Origin of the sequence: Paenibacillus contaminans (genome assembly GCF_003285015.1) — a bacterium.
GTDB lineage: Bacteria > Bacillota > Bacilli > Paenibacillales > NBRC-103111 > Paenibacillus_V > Paenibacillus_V contaminans.
Map to the genome: position 1 here is coordinate 178,573 of NZ_QMFB01000012.1, position 19,673 is coordinate 198,245.

16 protein-coding genes and 4 pseudogenes are annotated in these 19,673 nt (G+C 46.6%); 8 read left to right on the forward strand and 12 right to left on the reverse strand.

Annotated elements, in window-relative coordinates; all coding sequences use genetic code 11:
• The first annotated feature begins 272 nt into the window (after window positions 1-272).
• Both DQG23_RS20825 and nspC read left to right on the forward strand, forming a co-directional pair.
• Window positions 273-1,520 (forward strand): saccharopine dehydrogenase family protein, encoded by a 1,248-nt coding sequence (locus tag DQG23_RS20825; RefSeq protein ID WP_113032805.1) that lies wholly within the window; start codon window positions 273-275, stop codon window positions 1,518-1,520.
• A 1-nt stretch (window position 1,521) separates the two neighbouring features.
• The gene (gene nspC, locus DQG23_RS20830) at window positions 1,522-2,649 is read left to right on the forward strand and encodes a carboxynorspermidine decarboxylase (RefSeq protein WP_113032806.1); all 1,128 of its coding nucleotides are present in this window, start codon (window positions 1,522-1,524) and stop codon (window positions 2,647-2,649) included.
• Between the two features lie 187 nt (window positions 2,650-2,836).
• On the opposite strand, the gene DQG23_RS42600 is transcribed toward nspC, so the two are convergent.
• A complete protein-coding gene (locus DQG23_RS42600; protein ID WP_192894614.1) occupies window positions 2,837-4,900 on the reverse strand; it encodes an S-layer homology domain-containing protein in 2,064 nt (687 codons plus the stop codon).
• A gap of 378 nt (window positions 4,901-5,278) precedes the next feature.
• Here DQG23_RS42600 and DQG23_RS43780 point away from each other — a divergent pair.
• The 4 genes and pseudogenes from DQG23_RS43780 to DQG23_RS20845 all read left to right on the forward strand — a co-directional run.
• Window positions 5,279-5,500, forward strand: a pseudogene (locus DQG23_RS43780) (response regulator); the annotation flags it as partial.
• A pseudogene (locus DQG23_RS43785) lies at window positions 5,477-5,579 on the forward strand (DNA-binding response regulator); the annotation flags it as partial. The pseudogenes DQG23_RS43780 and DQG23_RS43785, both read left to right, overlap by 24 nt.
• 44 nt (window positions 5,580-5,623) lie before the next feature.
• Window positions 5,624-5,908: a winged helix-turn-helix domain-containing protein gene (locus DQG23_RS43790; RefSeq protein WP_420330249.1), complete on the forward strand. Its 285-nt coding sequence runs from the start codon at window positions 5,624-5,626 to the stop codon at window positions 5,906-5,908.
• On the forward strand, window positions 5,905-7,311 hold the full coding sequence (locus DQG23_RS20845; RefSeq protein WP_113032808.1) for a sensor histidine kinase: 1,407 nt from the start codon (window positions 5,905-5,907) through the stop codon (window positions 7,309-7,311). Before DQG23_RS43790 ends, DQG23_RS20845 begins: the two co-directional genes overlap by 4 nt.
• Window positions 7,312-7,535: 224 nt before the next feature.
• On the opposite strand, the pseudogene DQG23_RS43030 reads toward DQG23_RS20845, so the two are convergent.
• The 4 genes and pseudogenes from DQG23_RS43030 to DQG23_RS20860 form a co-directional block, all read right to left on the reverse strand.
• A pseudogene (locus DQG23_RS43030) lies at window positions 7,536-7,730 on the reverse strand (phage tail protein); the annotation flags it as partial.
• Window positions 7,731-7,767: 37 nt separating this feature from the next.
• On the reverse strand, window positions 7,768-8,370 hold the full coding sequence (locus DQG23_RS20850) for a class I SAM-dependent methyltransferase (protein ID WP_113032809.1): 603 nt from the start codon (window positions 8,368-8,370) through the stop codon (window positions 7,768-7,770).
• Window positions 8,371-8,427: 57 nt separating this feature from the next.
• Entirely contained in the window at window positions 8,428-9,222 is a 795-nt protein-coding gene (locus DQG23_RS20855; RefSeq protein WP_113032810.1) for an AraC family transcriptional regulator, read from the reverse strand.
• Window positions 9,223-9,247: 25 nt separating this feature from the next.
• The gene (locus DQG23_RS20860) at window positions 9,248-9,823 is read right to left on the reverse strand and encodes a LysE family translocator (RefSeq protein WP_113032811.1); all 576 of its coding nucleotides are present in this window, start codon (window positions 9,821-9,823) and stop codon (window positions 9,248-9,250) included.
• Window positions 9,824-10,523: 700 nt separating this feature from the next.
• Between DQG23_RS20860 and DQG23_RS43035 the strand changes: the two are divergent.
• Window positions 10,524-10,786: pseudogene (locus DQG23_RS43035) on the forward strand (PLP-dependent transferase).
• 491 nt (window positions 10,787-11,277) lie between these two features.
• Here the strand turns inward: DQG23_RS43035 and DQG23_RS20875 are convergent.
• The 7 genes from DQG23_RS20875 to DQG23_RS20905 all read right to left on the reverse strand — a co-directional run bounded on the left by DQG23_RS20875 (window position 11,278) and on the right by DQG23_RS20905 (window position 18,511).
• Window positions 11,278-11,907, reverse strand: a complete 630-nt coding sequence (locus tag DQG23_RS20875) for a hypothetical protein (protein ID WP_113032908.1) — start codon at window positions 11,905-11,907, stop codon at window positions 11,278-11,280.
• A gap of 25 nt (window positions 11,908-11,932) precedes the next feature.
• Window positions 11,933-12,370: a hypothetical protein gene (locus DQG23_RS20880; RefSeq protein ID WP_113032813.1), complete on the reverse strand. Its 438-nt coding sequence runs from the start codon at window positions 12,368-12,370 to the stop codon at window positions 11,933-11,935.
• A complete protein-coding gene (locus tag DQG23_RS20885; RefSeq protein ID WP_238177955.1) occupies window positions 12,367-15,720 on the reverse strand; it encodes an AAA family ATPase in 3,354 nt (1,117 codons plus the stop codon). Before DQG23_RS20885 ends, DQG23_RS20880 begins: the two co-directional genes overlap by 4 nt.
• Window positions 15,721-16,408: 688 nt before the next feature.
• A complete protein-coding gene (locus DQG23_RS20890; RefSeq protein WP_113032815.1) occupies window positions 16,409-16,876 on the reverse strand; it encodes a phage tail protein in 468 nt (155 codons plus the stop codon).
• 25 nt (window positions 16,877-16,901) lie between these two features.
• Window positions 16,902-17,381: a GyrI-like domain-containing protein gene (locus tag DQG23_RS20895; protein WP_113032816.1), complete on the reverse strand. Its 480-nt coding sequence runs from the start codon at window positions 17,379-17,381 to the stop codon at window positions 16,902-16,904.
• A gap of 204 nt (window positions 17,382-17,585) precedes the next feature.
• On the reverse strand, window positions 17,586-18,008 hold the full coding sequence (locus DQG23_RS20900; RefSeq protein WP_113032817.1) for a DoxX family protein: 423 nt from the start codon (window positions 18,006-18,008) through the stop codon (window positions 17,586-17,588).
• A gap of 23 nt (window positions 18,009-18,031) precedes the next feature.
• Window positions 18,032-18,511 (reverse strand): GyrI-like domain-containing protein, encoded by a 480-nt coding sequence (locus DQG23_RS20905; RefSeq protein ID WP_113032818.1) that lies wholly within the window; start codon window positions 18,509-18,511, stop codon window positions 18,032-18,034.
• 107 nt (window positions 18,512-18,618) lie between these two features.
• Here DQG23_RS20905 and DQG23_RS20910 point away from each other — a divergent pair, with 107 nt between their 5' ends.
• On the forward strand, window positions 18,619-19,584 hold the full coding sequence (locus tag DQG23_RS20910) for a helix-turn-helix transcriptional regulator (protein ID WP_113032819.1): 966 nt from the start codon (window positions 18,619-18,621) through the stop codon (window positions 19,582-19,584).
• Window positions 19,585-19,673: the final 89 nt, after the last annotated feature.

A 19,673-nucleotide genomic window follows, 5' to 3' on the forward strand; every position in this document is an offset into this window, starting at 1 on the left:
GAAACGATCAATAAGAGTGGTAAAAGTGATTATTTGCTATATAGACTCTGATTCGTTCGATATATTTTGAATATTAAAGAGCTTCCTCAAAAAAGCTATGTTCCGGGCAACGGGGACATTTTAATATTTCATAATTATATCTAAACAAGTGTAGTACGCGATTATGCGTTTTTGCCACTTGTTTTTTTGTGCGTAAAAAACGACGGCAATCATCTGGACAGAACGAACATGGCAAGAATCAGGAAAAAATAACGAGGCAAGGGGATTGAGAAATGGGAAAAGCACTAATCATTGGTTGTGGTGGAGTGGCATCGGTAGCCATCCACAAATGCGTACAAAATCACGAGGTTTTTGAAGAAATTTGTATCGCAAGCCGCACCAAATCCAAATGCGACGCATTGAAAGCAAAGCTGGACGGCGGCAAAGTGAAAATTACGACAGCGCAAGTAGATGCCGACAACGTGGAAGATCTTGTCGAATTGATTCTGGAGGTAAAACCGGATATCGTCATGAACCTGGCGCTGCCTTACCAGGATTTGACAATCATGGACGCCTGCCTGATAACGAAAACCCACTATATGGATACCGCCAACTACGAGCCTGAAGATACCGCGAAGTTTGAATACAAATGGCAGTGGGAATACCGCGAGCGTTTCGAGAAAGCCGGCATTACCGCACTTCTCGGCAGCGGATTCGATCCGGGCGTAACGGGCGTATTCTCCGCTTATGCACTCAAGCATTACTTCGACGAGATTGAATATATCGACATCCTGGATTGCAACGGCGGGGATCATGGGTACCCGTTCGCGACGAACTTCAATCCGGAGATCAATATTCGCGAAGTATCCGCCAACGGCAGATACTGGGAGAACGGCGAATGGATCGAGACCACGCCTATGGAAATCAAACGTGTTTACGACTTCGCCGAAGTTGGCCAGAAGGACATGTATTTGCTTTACCATGAAGAACTCGAATCCCTTGCGCTCAATATGCCGGGACTGAAACGTATCCGTTTCTTCATGACATTCGGCCAAAGCTACCTGACTCACCTTCGGGCGCTGGAGAACGTCGGCATGACATCGATCGAGCCGATCGAATTCGAAGGAAAGAAAATCATTCCTCTCCAATTCTTAAAAGCCGTATTGCCTGATCCGGCATCGCTGGGGCCGCGCACCGTCGGCAAAACGAACATCGGCTGCATTATCCAAGGTAAAAAAGACGGCGAATATAAGTCGTACTACGTATACAATGTTTGCGATCACCAAGAGTGCTACAAAGAAGTGGGCTCTCAAGCGATCTCTTATACAACCGGCGTTCCTGCCATGATCGGCGCAGCGATGATTCTGACAGGCAAATGGAACAAACCGGGCGTATACAATATCGAAGAATTCGATCCGGATCCGTTCATGGAAGAGTTGAACAAATGGGGACTTCCATGGGTAGAAGACTTTAATCCCGTTCTGGTTGATGACGGAGAGGAATCGCTCAACACTGTCAAACAACCGGCTATGGTTCGTTAAGATGCGGTTCGAGGAACTGCCTACACCTTGTTTTGTCGTCGATGAGGCGCTCATCGAGAAAAATCTTAAAATCCTGAGCGGCGTCATGCAGCGTACGGGAGCTAAGATTATTTTGGCCCAAAAAGCATTTTCCATGACAACCCTGTACCCCCTCATTGGCGAATACTTGAACGGCACGACCGCAAGCGGCTTATTTGAAGCGCGATTAGGCTACGAAGCAATGGGCAAAGAGAATCATGTCTTTGCCCCTGCATATCGGGAAGACGAGATCGATGAGATCCTCTCCATTTGCGATCACATTATCTTCAATTCCTTCTCGCAGCTGGAGAAGTTCAAGGATAGGGCTCTTCGCGCCGGCCGGAAGGTCGGTTTGCGCATCAACCCGGAGTGCTCGACCCAGGTTGGGCATGAGATCTACGACCCGTGTACGCCAGGCTCCAGATTCGGGGCCAAACGGGAAGATTTCCGCCCGGAGTTGCTTGACGGCGTATCCGGACTGCACTTCCATACCCTCTGCCAGCAAAACTCCGACGATTTGGAGACCACGCTGCGGGCGGTCGAAGAAAATTTCGGAGAGTGGCTGCCGCGAATGGAATGGATCAATTTCGGCGGCGGCCATCATATCACGAGAGACGACTATGATCTCTCCACGCTTGAAGCTTGCATCAAAAGAATGCAGGAGCAATACGACCTAAAGGTTTATTTGGAGCCAGGGGAAGCCGTCGCGCTCAACGCAGGCTACTTAGTCGCATCCGTGCTCGACCTTCATAAGAATGGGATCGACATTGCGATTCTGGACACATCCGCAACTTGTCATATGCCGGACGTATTGGAGATGCCGTATCGTCCCCCGCTGTTTGGGTCTGGAGAGTCCGGAGAGAAGCCGTTTACCTATCGGCTTACGGGCCAAACCTGCCTGACGGGAGACGTGATCGGCGATTATTCGTTCGATCAACCCTTAAAGTGCGGCGATCGGCTCGTGTTCGGAGATATGGCGATTTATTCGATGGTGAAGACCAATACCTTCAACGGCACGCCGCTTCCGGCCATTGCCGTTCAAGACAAAGACGGCGATTGCCGAGTCGTGCGCGAATTCGGCTATCAAGATTTTAAGATGCGGCTCGCGTAAAAGCGTTTTTCTTCTGACAAGGATAAACGGCTTCGCCGTGTTTAAGGACAGAGGCGCGTTTATCGGTGAAATATCAGGCTTAAGTAATTGTGAAACATATACGCTGATATTAGAACTAAAAACCCCTGAGACAAGGTCTCAGGGGTTTTCCTATTTTCTTTTATCACACGCTCACCGATACACCACACTAGGTAACAGGAATATACGCAACTACATTCGAGCGGATTTGGTCGCCCAACGTTTGATCATGGACTACAATGGCCATATAAAGTCCGGTATTCGCGGTAAACGTACCTTGAATGATTACCGTACCGTTTACGGAATTATACGTTCCGAGCCCGCCCTGATTAATAATATAATCAGCCGGTGGTGGGTTAATACCTGCAAACTGATCCGTTGTCAAATAGTAGCATTCGTACTCGCTTCCGCTGTAATCCGGTGAGACTGTAATCGAATTGGCGTCTACGACAGGCGTGCCTAAGCTCGTAAACGTGTCGATGATCGAATCCATTCGATAAAAGGTGAAATCCGCGACTTCACTATCCAACGTTTCCTTAGATCCGACTACATAGAGCCGATAGGTCTTATTGGAAAGCAAGTTTTCAGAGATGCTGATAAGGGATCCGTCTAACGCCTTATCGACTATTCCATGCTGAAGCGCTGGTTCTCCCGTTGCATCTTGTCCGGATTTGATCTGAGCAGCGCTTGGAGAATCAGAAGAACCGATCTCGGTAAGAATGTAATATAGAGTGTCAAATGATTCTACATTCACGCTTGCATGAATCGTATCGCCTGTAATTTCCATACTTCTACTTGTGCCAAAAGCATCAAAAGTAATCGTAGGCACGACTTGCTGCTCAGCTAACGTCTGAAAACGTGCTGAAGAGATCTTAGATGTCTTACCATTGGCAAGCTCATAGGCATACAACACATAGGAAGTACCGGCAGCTAATCCGCTCAATTCCAGGCTCGCCTTCGTTCCGTCCAATTCGACCGAACCATAAGCGATAGCATTCGCCCCTAATTTGATCTCGTCCAAGTTAGGAACTGTGGAATCGGTGGGCAGCACAGCGTAATACACGGTCCCGGTTACCGATCCCGTTACCGGGTAAGACGCCGTCGTTTGCGTGATTGTTCCGTTCACGACATCGATTGTCAGAGTCACATCAGGCACTGGAGTTGGTGTTGGTGTTGGTGTTGGTGTTGGTGTTGGTGTTGGTGTTGGTGTTGGTGTTGGTGTTGATGGCGTTGTCGATGGCGTATATGTGACCACTTGCGGCGTCACCGGGGGCTCCGTTACCTTAACCGGTATTGACTTACTCTCCTCATTTTTCACCTCATTACCGAATATTGTCTTCAAGCCGTTTACTACGATAACCGGTGTCTTGGATGCATCGAGTTTAAAGCCTTCGTGCAACTTGATAAAAATCGTCTTCTTGTCCTCGGACAGCACATAACTGTCCAGCTTCGGGTCAAGCTGTACACCGTTAATCGTAATTTTGGACAAATCAACGGAATCCGCAGCGACCCCTACCGTCAGCGTCAGCTCAAGCTTGTTACCTGCTTTGAAGTCCGCTCCGGACACCTCAAGAGGCCCAGTAGCTTCGAGGTTTTTGGCGCTTTGATAGGATCCCGTAACAAGCAACCCACGACGCGCATTATCTGTGCCGCCGAATGTACCGTCCGAATCATTCCCTAGCAACTTTTGCTCAAGTGCCAACGCGACATAACCTTTCGCCCAATCGGAGACAGTGCTATCGCTAACACCTGGAGCCGACTGTGCTTCCGCACTCCGGCCTAATACTCGAACCAGAAATGTAGCTAATTGTTCTTTGGTCACTTTTCCCGAAGGGTCAAATTCTCCGTTGCCTACACCGTCCGTTATACCCGCTGCCTTGATCGCCTCAATATACGGCAACGCGAAGCCGTTTCCCGGATCATCTGACTTTACGTCACTGAAGGACGATGTCTTCAGATCTTTATCAACCTTCAGGCCAACAATAAGAGCTGCTACCTTCGCGAATTGCGCTCGATTCATCTCTTCTTTTAACCCAAAATCAGTTTCAGAGGTCCCGTCAAATATACCCGCTGAAATCATGGCATCAAACTTTGCCTTCGTAGCTGCGTCCAAATCCTTTAAATCGCTGAAATCGGCCGAAGTCTTCGCCTCGCTCACACCGCCGCCAATCGATGCAACGGACGTTAAACTTAATGTCAGTGCGGTAACCCATATTATTAACTTTTTGTTCATGATCAAACTCAACCTGCCTTCCCAAATTAAAATACGCCGTGCTCGTTTCAAAAAAATGCCACGCTCCTTTAAAATCTTGCTCTTTGCAAGGTCAGCGATCATCCCCGCGAAGGAACAAGCATCCGCTCCCCCTTATCCTTCAATTCGTAAAAACATTATCATTTCTTATTTTAATAAGAACTCGAAGCCGTATCTTAATGAAATCTTAATGGATGATCAGAATCCATACTGTCATGAATCAGTATTTTTAAATATTCAAATTTTATAGTACTCTTTTAAGAGATTCGTATTTTTGGAAAGAACGGTGGTCGTTCATGTATGGGACATATCCTAATTATCGATGACGAACCCGAAATTCGTACGTTAATTCGCATCCACATGGAACGGGCGGGCTTCCAAGTCATGGAGGCGGAATCCGGTCGGAAAGCAATTGAACGGATGCAGGAGCATCATATCGAGCTCTTGATTTTGGACTTGATGATGGACGACGGGGACGGCATTATGGTACTTCGTTATTTACAAGAAAATAATTTGCAACCCATCGTTATCGCACTTAGCGCTAGAAGAGAAGTGCAGGACAAGATTGCTACCCTCAGTCTGGGAGCCGTTGATTATGTGACAAAGCCATTTAGTCCGTTAGAGTTACTTGCTCGGGTTCAAGCACAATTAAGAAGGCAGCATCCCCATGCGACTCATCAATCTGAAATCATACGATTAAATCATTTGGTTCTTGATGTAGATAATTTAGTTCTGCATAATGACGGGAAACCTTGCGATTTAACTCCCGTTGAGTGCGAGCTTCTGAAATTTTTTATGCAAAACCCCGATCGCGCCCTCACCAAAAGGGAAATATACAAACACATTTGGCTGCATGAAAACTACGATGATAACAACTTGAGCGTATTTATTAGCCGGCTCCGCAAAGTACTCGAAAGCTCTTCCGGCTCTCAATATTACCTTCAAACCGTTCGTGGCGTCGGATATCGCTTTTCGGGAGAGCGACGATGAAGAATCCCACTAGGATATGGCTCATCATGCTAATAAGCATCGTTATCAGCTTGCTTTTGTTTGTTTGGCTTTTACTATTATCAGGTAAAGTTTGGGATACTGGTTATGATTTAAATACGCTGAATGCGGTCTCGCAAGAGATGCTGAATGCGATTGAACAACAAAACACATATGAGAAGAATGAAATCCAGCCGATATTGGATCAGTTTCATATCCGCCATCCTGCTCTTCGATTTGAATGGATTTCTTCGGACGGATCAACGCTCTACGATACTTATGGTGAGACGCACAAATACAGCTTTGAACAATTGGCGGATCGCTTTATTAATATGCCGAACAACCTTTGGGGCGAAGATAAACCGATTACGCTTGCCTATTCCGCGAATAAGAACGGACAGCCTTATTACTTATTACTGAGTTTATCTAGCGATGCTATGAAACAAGGACAGTTGTACTTTTTTGTTCGAACATTTAAGGCACTCTATTCTTGGGTTCTGCCGTTGCTGTTATCTTTCTTTGTGCCCTATTTTCTGTCCTTGTGGCTTTTCTCCTCGGTCAATCGACGGATCGGCAAGCTCAACCAAGCGCTTAATCAGGTCAATATCCGAAGCGATGCGATCGTACTCGAGGATAAGTCCAAGGATGAAATCGGTCAGCTTACCCGTCACTACAATTCGATGGCGCAGAGGATTCGGAGACAGGCTGATGAAATCGAGCAATTCGAAAATGGGCGCAAGCTGCTGCTTTCTAATCTATCTCACGATTTGCGAACACCATTAACGATGATCCTTGGCTACGCCGAAACCATTCATGCCGGTTTATATAGTGACGAAAACGAACTGCGGACCAGCTCGAAAGTCATTTTGCAACGATCCCGTTATATGGACAAACTGCTGGATCAATTGTTAGACATCGCACGGCTCGATGGGGATACGCTTGAGATTCATCTCGCGCCGCATAACTTGTCTGAAATAATGCGAAAAATTGCCGCCGACTACATGTTATTTTTAGATGGGCAAAGCTTTTCGGTTGAAGTCGATATCCCCGATGAGGATGTTCAGGCGGTTATCGATGCGTCTCTTATTGAACGTGCTGTACGCAACTTAATGGACAACGCGATTCGCTATGGAAATGAAGGGCATTTCCTTGGAATAGGGCTCGTTGAAGAAGGCGATGTTGTGTGCATAATCGTTAAGGACAAAGGCAGAGGAATTGCTCCTGAGGATCACAAATTCATCTTTGAACGGTTCTACCGTGTCGGCGGGGGAAGAAAAGGCGAGGGGCTCGGTATCGGACTTTCGATTGTCAAGGAAATCGTTGAATCACATCAAGGCCATATCCAGTTGATAAGTACTCCCCATGTAGAAACCTTGTTCCTGATAAGGCTCCCCAAAAATAAATGAAGCCAAGGATAAACGACTTCGCCGTCCTAAACGCTTTCGAAAAAAGCGACTTCGTAAGCATACGCTTGAGGACTGGGGCGTTTACCGGGAAATCGAACAATCAGCGGAGATATACTTTCTGAGCTTTTAACAAAAGACTGTCCACAGGCAGCATGCTGCCTGCGGACAGTCTTTTCTGTATTGCGTTGGACATATTTCACTAATCAATTAGCAACAAGCCTTACTTAATATTGGCCTTTAATTACAAAAAACGAGCCCCGAATGGTCCCCGCCAGTTTAGATTTTTGCCTTGCAAACTTAAACTTCCCTAACTCCTCCGGTACCTCCATCCCCTCAGAAAGCTTAAAACCAACAGCCTGCTTCTTAGGGTCATCAACCGTATACATGACATTAAGCCCAAGGCCATCCTCATAGAAAATTAAACGTTACGGCTATTTAAACCCATCTTCTCCAACCTTACTTTTGGGAATCAAGAATAAACATAGATGCATCGTGTCCCATGAATATTTTACTTCCAGCGTAAAACGTTTTGGATTGAATATCCCTATACCCTATTTGAGTCATCATGTCGGTTAGTTCTGCTTGAATAAATCCGTTATGAACGAGATCCGAGACTACGTTTTCATTCTTATCGAAATCTACGATCAGTAAATGTCCTCCTTCATTCAGAACATCGAATAATCTTGATAAAACGGATTCGACATCATGAATATGCAGTAGAACCTGAGCCATGAAAATATAGTCGACTTGTAAATCCGACAGACCTTCCTTTTCAAAATCAAAGCATAATGTATCTGCATTCTGAATATTGAAATCGGAAATTTTTTGCTTGATCTGATTGATCATGTTTTGGGATGTATCCATGAAAAGTACAGAATGAAAATCGTTTAACAAGTTTATGCCGACAAGACCGGTTCCGCACCCAAAATCAATAGCATTTTTGCTCTTAGCGTCAACTAAATAATCACGAATGGCACCTGACGATACCTTGGCAATCTCAATTCTTTCAGGCGTGTCATACATGTCAGCTATCATCTCAAATTTATCTGTATTCCCCATTCGCATCTCTCCTGTTTTTAACGATATGGACTTGTTGGAATGGAATTTGGTGATTCCTTAATTTTTCCTCTTTTCCGAATTTATATGCGACATGTATTCATACGCCGTTGTTCCATATATGCTTTTAAAGTGTTTGTTTAAATGTGTTAAATCTACAAAACCACAAGCTGCTACTGCAGAATAGATGTCTCTATTTTTTTCGATTAGCTGCTTGGCACGTTCAATTTTGCAGTTAAGGAAATATTGGTAAGGCGAAATTCCGGTATGAGCCTTGAATACCCGGATAAACTGAAATTTCGATAGTTGAATCTCTTTGCATATCTCGTCAAGTTTTAGCACCTGTTCTAGGTTGGAATGAAGCATATCCTTTGCTTTTCGAATTAGCGCGTCTTCCTTCTTATCGTCAGTCGAAAGCTTGGTTTGTATGAGATTATCCGTAAGGGATAAAAATAATTCGCTACAGTAGGCTTCGTCCTTGTCCTTCAATATGGCGTCGGCAAGGATCAATATACGTTTTTCCAATCGAACATCGTATACAACCGGTTTGGCAAACTGTAAGATATCCTTTTTCTCTATTGACTCCGTAAGCAATTGGGGCTTTATATAAAGCATGACATAATCCAACCCCGTCTTATCATGCGCCATTCCGTCATGGGCCTGTTCCGGGCTAAAAAGCATAACGCCGTTCGGATAGGATAATTGGATGCTGCCCTCTAAAGTATACTCTTGAATCCCGCGTAACGTAACGCCTATGGCATACTCTTGATGAGCATGCTTTTTATAAGTAAAATCAGTCATACTTGCGGACAGCGCCGTAATTCCGCTGGATTTCTTATAAAGAAAATTGTTCATTCCAATCCCCTCATTCTAAGCGTCTCTACATCCAAATCATGGCCGCAGCATAAACGAGAGATAAAGCCATTAATGCTTTAAATGTCTTGTTATACTTCTCTAGGAACGCCTTAAAAATCGTACCGAAAAGCACCCACGTCATAAAGGCTAAAAATCCGATTCCTGTGATGACCATAATGCTTATTGCCATCGCTGTGCTTGAACGATCGTTAGGCACAATAAAAGTTGGAATAACAGTCAATGCAAATAGCACTACCTTCGGATTAAGAAATTGCATGAGTAAGCCTGACAAAAAGGTAGCCGTCTGGTCTGCAGCGGAGTTGGATGAACTCCCTTTGTAAATTAGATAAGAAAGATAGAGCATATACCCGCTTCCGATGATCTGCATCACGATAATTATTTTCGGAATGACCGTGATGAGCATCGTGTTTAACATCGCGGAGACAACCAGCAAGAAGCCAAAACCAATCGTTGCTCCGTACGTATATCTCATCGCTCTTTTCGCCCCAAGATTGTGTACAGTGGACAAGATGACGATATTCGTGGGACCAGGCGTAAAGGTAGCAATAAAACAGTAAATCAAAAAAGATGTAATATCCATGAGAACTCCTTAACTTGCATTATTCTCATATCTTACATCTCACAAGAAAGGACCTATAGTACATTATTGCAGATATTAATCGACCTATGGAATGAATATTTATGGTAAACAAAGCATTGTGTTTCATTTTAGAAACCTGCAAGATGAAAGTTCATGAATGGAAATATATGTTCAAATGGGGATGTACAAAGCATTATGAAGGTTTTTATGAGGCCAGTATTAACGAAATGTTATCAATACTCATCCTACTGGCAATATAATCGACCGGATGGAGCAAGCATGAGAAGGTTGAAGCTTGCATGGGAGTATGTGTAAAATGTAAGGACTTACCTACGTCTTTTTAGTTCCTCGGCAATATGAACAAATCGTGTTGCTTGGGGCTTGTTTAAATTATATTTAGCATCGAAATGTCGTTTACAAGCCCAACAGCATGGTTCCCCCCAGTCAAGTCCCCTCTTGTCTGACCAGTCCGTCCCATGTTCAAAAATCCGGGCTTTTGTTCGGCATAGCCATGGTTTAGCCTCCTCCTTTGAAATTTCGATTTTCCGGGGGAATACGGAGCATTTGCCCCCTCTAGTCCGCTTGACCGGAACCGAGCGGCTGAACCTTAGGGAAACCGGCTGGCAAAGCGAAGCTACAGCTGGACTCTCTGCTCGAGCAGCATGAACAGCATGAGCTGGCCGTACGGCAGTTCAGCGATATTACGGGATTATTCAGCTTTGAGCTGCATGGCGGCGCCGACGCGGTAAAACAATTGATGAATAGTCTGAAGCTATTCAAATCGGCGTAAGCTGGGGCGGCTTCGAAAGCTTGATTTACTCGCCAGGCTTAAGCATACATCCCGAGCAGACTACCCGAACCGAATGGGAAACGAGACTTGAGCGCACGATTCGGATATCCGTCGGGCTAGAGGATATCGACGATCTCATGGAAGATTTGCAGCGCGGGTTGGATGAGTTGTAAATGATAAAGGGGCGACGGAGCCGGCCGCAGCGAGCGTGCTTCGGCGGCTTCGGGTGGCCCTTTTTTACGATGAAATTTCCCTCCTGCATCCTGAAGCAAGCGCTCGTCGCAGGTGACGAGAGAGTCGTTGTTGACTGCCTCAAATAGATAAGTCCCGTTTATGTCAAAATGTTAATAAAGAGCACCCGGCAGGGCGCTCTTTATTTGTTTTCGGAAAGCTCACCTAGTAACGATATCAAACATCGGGTGCAGAAAGAATGATAGAGATTTTTAGTTAGGAAGAACTAAAAAAACTGAAACTCAAGGGCTCAAGGGCTCAAGGGCTCTTTGTATTCCTTTATACCACACGCCCACTAACATTCCCCCCACCATACCACACAACAATATTTTTCACCGTCACTGCGGTACAGTTCAGCATATCGAAAGTACGGCGGAGGGCTTGCCTTCCCACGTGTCAAGCGGCTTATCCCCCATTAAGCAACATATACTTCTCACTGTCCAGTTATCGTATACACGTTAGCGGAGTCTACCGGCGCTGCGTTGAAATAGGCGTTGTTTTGAACGGCGCCTGGGAACTTGACCCCGTAGGTGATGCCGCCGCCGCCATCTTTGACCCCTATAATTTCAACTACACTCGGAATGGGAATATCATACGATACCGGCATATGCAGGATGCCTATGTTCGTTGCAAGAACTTCCCCGTTCACCTTCACCGTTACGAAATCGCCGTCTTCCGCTGCGAAATCCCAGATCAACATGCGGCTTGAAGCCATATTCTTTTTCATCTGAATCTCAAAGTCTCTGGCCTCTAGTCCCGCAGAATCGTCTGCCGCGACAAGCAGCTTACCAGCTTCCATTCCTTTGCCTATCCCGTTGGATCGGACACCATCAAGCCCGCTTGTTGAGCTGTTAAAATACATGGCCGTTCCGAATGTAACCAGTGCAGCGATCCCAATCCAAAATCGGTGCTTGTTCCTATTCCTGTTCTTTCCGGCAGCGGGTACGTCCAGGTTGGCCATCGCTTCCCGATATTCCGGATCGCCACCCCCAGTCTGTCCAGAACCGAACCCTTTTTGCTCATATGATTTCGACTGTTTCATATTTTGCCGATTATTCTCCAATTTCCCTCTCCTCGCAATAGCGTATTTAATGTTCACCTTTCCGCTGAACAATAGGGTACTTCCAGTAAAGCAAAGACATAAGTAAACGGATAACTACAATGGCGAGCAATGCGAGCGTGATGGCCCATCCTTTGGAATAGAGTCCCTGATCAGCCCATTTATTTATAATCATGAATGCTGCGGCCAAAGCCAGGCTTGTATAGATAACCATTTGCAACATAGGAAGCAGAATCGTAATTTTTCGATAAGGTATGCCTAAAAAGCTGCTTCTCAAAGCCAAATAAACAAAAAAACCGCAAAAGCTTAACATAATGAGGCTGCCTTCGCTAACCGGAACTTCGTGGATCAAAATTCCTTTGATATCTCCGTAGATCATGAAAGGAATCATCAGTGTAAGGATAATTACGGAAATCATTACAGGGTGGAAGAAAATAATAGCCAGCAACCACTTCAATATTTTCATTGCATCGCCTCCGCTCGTGCTTCGAAATCCCCAGATTCTAAGGTAGACAGTTCTTCAACCGTAGCATGGGCATTTCTGCTCAACCGCAAAGCATGATGTCTTATCGCTTTCTCAACCAAATTCCGGACAAGGCGGCCGTTGCCTGCCGTAATATCTCCCACGTAGGTTTTCAGGATTGCCAGAAGCTTACCTTCGGCATCCTCGGCCAATGTATATCCCTGCGCCTTCACCAACAGATGCGCGATTTGCAGCATTTCCTCCGCTGTATAATCAGAGAAAGTAATGATATTGGGGAATCTGGAGCGAAGCCCCGCGTTGCGGCTGAGGAATCGCTCCATATCATCTTCGTACCCGGCCAATATAACGATAAGCCGATCCCTGTAGTCATCCATCGCTTTGACAAGAGTATCGATCGCTTCCTGACCAAATTGGTCTCCTTCCGCCAAAGCGTAAGCTTCATCGACAAACAAAATTCCGCCAAGCGCGCGTTCGATCACTTCTTTCGTCTTGAGCGCGGTTTGTCCCACATAACCGGCAACAAGACCGGATCGATCAGTTTCAACCAGCGTGTCGGCCTTCACCACGCCCAACTCTTTCAAACGCTTGGCCAGAATGCGGGCGATGGTTGTTTTGCCGGTTCCCGGATTTCCTTTGAACACCATATGTAGCGCTTGAGCGGATGCCTTGGGCAGCCCCAGCTCCTGGCGTCGCTTGGCCACCTCGATTTGCGCCGACAGGCTTCTCACGAACTCCTTGACGGAGGTCAAACCAACAACGGTGTCCAACGCTCCAAGCGCATCTCCTTTTTGAACGGACAAGTCCGTATTAGCCGACAGCCCGAAGTCTTCCGCAGTAAGCCCATTCAGCTTATCCGCCGCCATATCGGGAACATCGGCCAGCCTCTCGGCTTGCTTGCGAATGGCTTCCTCCAGTGTATTGCGGACAAGCCGGCCGTTGCCCCCGTCCTTTCTGCCCGGTATTTGCTTCTCATTGAAATAGGCGACGAGCAATCCGGCCGCGTCCGGAGCCAGCGAGAAACCGCGCGCCTTAACCATCATCAAGGCAATACGCTGCATTTCCTCCGCCGTATAATCCGGAAATTCAATTTGCAGCGGGAAGCGCGAGGATAACCCCGGATTGACCTGGACAAACCGCTGCATGTCTTCGGTATATCCGGCCAATATAACGACCAGATTGTCTTTATGAAGCTCAATAAGACGAACGAGCGTATCGATCGCTTCCTTGCCGAAGCCGCCGCCCTGTACGCCATCTTCCGTCAGCGCGTAAGCTTCATCGATGAAGAGTACGCCGCCAAGAGCAGATTCAACAACCAGCTTGGTTTTATTCGCCGTCTGGCCAACATACTGCCCTACAAGATCGGAGCGGTCCACCTCGATTAAATGTCCTTTTTTCAAATATCCCATCGATCTGAGCATTCCTGCCAGCAAACGCGCCATCGTCGTCTTGCCCGTACCGGGATTGCCCGAGAAGATCATATTGAGAGTCTGACCCGTATCCACATGAACGCCGGCTTCTTTCCGTCTTCGGTTCACAATAAGCTGTTTCTCCAGCGTTCGGACGAATGTTTTGACGGTATCCAGGCCCACAATGCCGGCAAGCTCGTTTTCGATGTTAAATGCTGCCTTCTCTCCGATTCCAAAGTCCGCTTCCAATAACAGCTGCAAATCTGCTCCCGTACTTTCATCCGCCATCATCCCTCTAATTCGAATTGCTTGCTTCCGAACAGCCTCCTCGAATAAATTGCGGACGAGCCGGCCATTGCCGCTGTCATTGCGGCCGGGGATTTGCTTTTGGTCGAACAGTTCCATCAATCCTTCATAAGCGCCCGCTTCAATCCGGAAACCGTTTTTCTCCGTCATTTGAATCATAATTTCCAGCATGTCTGCAGCCTTGTAATCAGGGAATTCCACGATGAATGGAAACCTTGAACGCAGGCCGGGATTAGATCGCAGGAATGTCTCCATTTCCTGAGTATACCCCGCCAATACAACAACCAGATTATCACGATGATCCTCCATCGCCTTGACGATTGTATCGATTGCTTCAGTGCCGAACGTATCGTGATCGTGACGGGCGAGCGTATACGCTTCGTCGATGAACAGCACGCCTCCCAAAGCCTCATTGACCCGCGCCATCGTCTTGGGAGCTGTCGAGCCTACATACTGTCCGACAAGCTCTTGTCTTGCTACCTCAATCAATTGGCCCTGCGGAAGCAATCCCAACGACTTCAGAATCCGGCCGATTAAGCGGGCGACCGTCGTTTTGCCGGTTCCGGGATTCCCGGAGAATACCATATGAAGCGACATCGCCACAGAGCTATCTCCATCCCTGGCCCTTAGCTTGTTGACCTGAACCGTCTCCATGAGCTCGTATACAAACTTTTTTACGGACTCCAGGCCGGTTAGCGCATTTAACTCTTTCAAAACATCGTCAATTGATTCTGGTTGAACGAATGACAGCGCTTTAATCGGAAATTCGAACGAATTCGACTCCACAACAAATATATCGCTCTTAAAACGGATACGCACAGTCTCATTGCGGCGAATCTCATTCCGGGCACGCAAACCGGACAATACGACTGTAAGCTCATTTTCAACCCAGTGCTGCACAGCTTCACCGAATGTTTTATTCATTGCGGCTATATCGGCCAAAGCCTCAAACACGGAAGGGTGGACGGAAATCTTCAACTGCATGTCCCGCGACAACTCGTTTACTGCTCCCCCCATCAATATTTCGGCTATTCGCCGCATCGTCGCCCGATCCAACGTTGAAGAGATCGCCGCCGCCTGAATATTTTGCAAGATAGAAGCGGGCAGTTGCTTTGTCAGCGCGGCCGGGATTTGTCCGTATTCGTTTGCTCTTTCTACAGGCCCGTCGATGTAAAAAATAAGGAAATAATCCGCCGCGCTTACGCGCACTCCTTCTTTGGTACGGAAGCTGCCTTCCGCGGCAAGCAGGGCGATCAGATGGACAATAGCAGGATCCGCTTCCTTGACCCCTCTAAATAACACCGTGCCTTCCGAATGTTGAAAGGCCTCTGCCATATCTTTAATGAAATTTCCCGTTATCTCATCCGCCTCGTAACGCTTCAAATCGATATCGGCTATGCGCGGATTGGAGGTGAGCTCGCAGGTATGCAGCTCTTTCACCAGCTGCTCCAATGCCGTTTTTTTGCCCGTTCCAGCGGCACCGGCCAATAAAATAATATTTTTCGCCTTATCCTGGCGCCCGTTTATGTATCCCTGCTTATATCCCGCTGCCAAGTCACCTACGAAGAGCTGCTGACCAATAACCTCTCTGTTTACATTCTTCTCTGCTTCCTGGAACAATTGATCGAGCTGCTTGGGAGACGAAGCGCTTCGCGTGTCATTCCGGACTTGCCCCGAGGATGCGAAGGTTTGAGCTCGAGCAGGTCGGGAAGGAGGCGAAGCAGGGCTCTGTCCCGGCGCATTCTGCGCAGAATAGGCACTCCCGGCTCTTCCGGCGTCGGCTCCGTATTGATTGGATGGCACCGACTGCTCCGGCCTTGACTGAGCCGGAGGAGCTTCTTTCCGAGCAATAAAGCCTTCTGTCCGAACCAACTGTACAAGTTGGGTTTCGGGAAAAAGAAATTTTAGCGCGTTCACGATCTTTCTCTTGTTAGTCCTCATACTTCCCTTTAATCCCTCCTGCGGGTGAATCCAATTCTAGTTCTGATTTTTTATTATTATTGAATCTCTAATTCTCCGTATGCTCTCAGAGCCTCTACATACACACAATCATACCACAGGCATGGAGAAAATTGTCGTATTTCCCCATGTAAACAACCCTCTAGAATCCATTTCTAGAGGGTTAGACACATATCACTATAGCACCTTACTCCATTACTCTACAGGCTTCTACACCTCTCGACATTGATCCAGTATAATACCCGTAACCGTACATCAGATGATATTGTGTAAATAATTGCACCCCTTAGAATGGATATTGGACTAACCCTCTAGGTAAGCCGTTCCATTCTAAGGGGCGTTGATTGCTTCAATATTCTCCTTTAATGACGAAGAACGAACCTCGAATTGTCCCAGCCAGTTTGGACTTCTGTCTTGCAAATTTGAACTTCTTCTCTTCCAACTCCTTAGGTACTTCCATCCCCTCAGATAGCTTAAACCCTACGGCCCGCTTCTTAGGATCATCCACCGTATACAAGACATTGACCGCCAGACCATCCTCATAAAAGACGAAGGCCCAATTGATATTTTCTACTTGAAAACGCGATGTTTCTAAAGGTTGGGCCGCAAACACAATACCACGTTCTTCTTTCAAAACTCGTTTCACATAATCAAGCGTCTCCTGGCTTTCGCTGGCTGGTACGACCGTAAATTCGTGCTTGTATTTGTTCATGAAGTAACGGGCTTCATTCGCACGCAAACCAGCTAGCGTTTCTGCTACTGGCGAAGATTCCAGACCAACCGTAGACACATTTTTAAAATCAACGATCTGGGGCATTTCACATTCCTCCTACTGATCTCGTTTACTTCTCCACAACCGGAATCCACATTTCACCATATACGAAGCCGTCCCGCTGCCCCATCTCAACCGTTGCATTGGGCCCGCCGACATAGGCGTAATTATCGGCTGCCGGCAAGACTTGACCAAAGGCAATGCCGGTAAGCATACTACTCAACTCATTAGCCGACTTCCCTTCACCTTTAACGACGAGGTACTGTCCCTTAGGGAATTGGATCACTCTATGTTCTTCCGGTACCGATGAATCTGTCATGACGCCGGCATAATACATCATCTTGCGATTTACCGCTTCGTTTACAGCAAAGATGTAGTCGTTCGCAGCAATGGCCTTTAACGTGTCAAGCCTTCCATCCTGCTCCACTGACCGCCAAAAGCTTTCCTTCTCCTTGTTCATGCCGGCATAATCCGTGTAATCGCTCTTCAGCTCCGTTCCAATACCAAGAACGATAAAGCTGTCTTTTTCCTCATAGGTATACGTTGCCATCATCCCAGCTCCTTTTTTGAGTGGATCAATTGATTTGTTTATTCACTTGATAGGTTTATCATAACCATAAATCATGTCAAAATACGATACTGTTTAGACGGCGAGCGACTGTATTCTCCCACAGCGCTCCTACTTAATATTAGTGCCTTAGGTAGTGGAAGTCTATCAGAGTCACGAACGGGCTGACGTTAATTTCGCTCCCCATTAGAGTTTGCGGCTTTTCGGGCGCAGTGCCCAGGAGGCGATGCTAAGCGCAGCGTAGACAAGCGGAAGAATTATATGGAATCCACCGTCGCCGTAATCCTGAGCGAACGCATGAGATAAGGCCGCACCCGTCATTAGAAAAAAGATACCGCTATAAGCCCATTCCTTAAGCCGGGGGAAACCTGGCATTACAATCGCAATGACTCCAAGCAATTTCCAAGCTCCGAGAATGTTCGTGACATACAACGGGAAACCGATATTGGTCACTAAATCCACATTGCCGCCATATCGCATCAATTGCCCGATACCGCTTAATGTAATAGAGAATGCGAGAATTATGGTGACGGTCCAATAAGCGGCCATTCTTCCAATAGGGCGGGATTCAACTTTCGCGATTTTTTCATTACCAGTAATCGTGCTCATTCCCATTCCTCCTTTGATCTCGTTTACTTCTTCACAACCGGAATCCACATTTCCCCATATACAAGGCCGTCTCGCTGCCCCATCTCAACCGTTGCATTGGGCCCGCCGACATAGGCGAAGTTATCGGCTTCCGGCAAGACTTGACCAAAGGCAATGCCGGTAAGTATACGACTCAACTCATCAGCCGTCTTCCCTTCGCCTTTAATGACGAGGTATTGTCCCTTAGGGAATTGGATCACTCTGTGTTCTTCCGGTACCGATGCTTCCGTCATGACGCCGGCATAATACATCCTCTTGCGGTTTACCGCTTCGTTCACGGCAAAGATGTAGTCGTTCGCAGCGACAGCCTTTAAAGCGTCAAGCCTTCCATCCCGCTCCACTGTCCGCCAAAAGTTTTCCTTCTCCTCGTTCATGCCGGCATAGTCCGTGTAATCGCTCTTCAGTTCCGTTCCAATACCGAGAACGATAAAGCCGCCTTTTTCCTCAAGGGTATACGTTGCCATCATCCCAGCTCCTTTTTTTCTAATTGATCAAGTCATTTGTTTTTTCTCTTGATGGGTTTATAATAACCATAAATCATGTCAAAATATGATACTGTTTAGAGGGCCCTATGAAAAAAGTAGAACGGATTAACATCATCATGCGGTACATCAACAACCGCGCCCATTTTACCATTTCGGAAATCATGCAAGAGTTTAACATCTCCCGTTCGACGGCGATTAGAGATATCAGGGAAATTGAAGCGATGGGAATGCCTCTAGTCGCCGAAGTCGGGAGGGACGGGGGGTATTTTGTGATGAACAACTCCGTCCTGCCCACTGTCCGCTTTACCGATAATGAGATTAAGGCTCTTTTTATCGCCTTCATGGCCACACGAAATCTACAACTCCCTTATCTCAAGAGTCGCCACTCTTTAGCGGAAAAATTGCTCGGTCTCATCTCTCAGAATCAGCAAGATGATCTTGTTCTGTTAAATCAAATCTTGCTCTTCGAAGGTACCAATCCCCACAATCCTGACCTGCTTGATCTATCGGATTTGCCCCATCCTATGTTTGAACAACTCATCCAAATCCTTCTTGTGGACTGCTACTTAGTGGTTTCCGTCGAAGAAGGAAGGGAAATAAAGTCTTATCCTATCTATCTCATGCGCCTATATCGTGAAAAAAGCTCTTGGCAAATTGAAGGCTTCGACCTAGAGGAGGGAAAGAGGCGGATTATTCCAGTCGACAATCTCACCGATGTCAAACCATACCCCGAGAAAAAAAGAATAAGCAAGAAGAAGATAGTAGAACAACTAAGCAAGCAGGAAGAAGCCGTCAACCTAGTCCTCGAACTTGGTCCCAAGGCGATTGCCCAGTTCAAAAAGTACCATCCATTAAAAATTACAATTTCATACACGAATCCTTATCAAACTACGGCTATTTTAAAGACGTTCATCAATGTTCATCATCCGGATGAATTGGCCGAAGTAACAAATTGGCTACTTTTCTTAGGTGGAGATATCAAGGTCAGGGAAATACCAAAAGAAGTTGTAGAAGGATTACAGGAGAGAGTGAATGTGTTAGGGGAGAAGTAATTGACCGTACCTACCGCCTTTTCCTCGTTCTTGGTTACCCTTTGGGGCCTGTTCGATGTTACAGAATGCATATGAGTTAGGCTTCACTG